The following is a 279-nucleotide window of genomic DNA, read 5'->3' as shown; positions in this document are numbered from 1 at the left end:
AATATTATCCACACCAGCAATAGCATTCTCTAAACGCGTGGTGACCTGAGACTCCATCAGCTCAGCGCTTGCGCCACGATAGTGGGTATAAACCGTGACGATAGGCATCACAAGCTTAGGAAAGAAAAGGATTTCTAGCCTTTGAAAACCGACCACACCGAGAACAATCAGTACCAAGCTCAACACACAAGCTAAAACCGGTTGCCGAATACAAAGTTCAGGTAGCTTCAACCGACTGTCCCACTGTCATTATCACTGATTACCACCGGGCTACCATCT

General features: G+C 47.0%; 1 protein-coding gene. It reads right to left on the bottom strand.

All coding sequences use genetic code 11. The annotated features are described in order from the left end of the window. The coding region (locus GJQ66_RS12465) for an efflux RND transporter permease subunit (protein ID WP_155049639.1) at positions 1 to 231 on the bottom strand (231 nt) is incomplete at its 3' end. Between the last annotated feature and the right edge of the window lie 48 nt (positions 232 to 279).

The sequence above is a fragment of the Microbacterium sp. ZXX196 genome (genome assembly GCF_009709595.1).
In the GTDB taxonomy this organism is placed as follows: domain Bacteria; phylum Actinomycetota; class Actinomycetes; order Actinomycetales; family Microbacteriaceae; genus Microbacterium; species Microbacterium excoecariae.
Note: the sequence above shows the minus strand (reverse complement) of the source record. Positions and strands in the feature narration are given on the sequence as shown.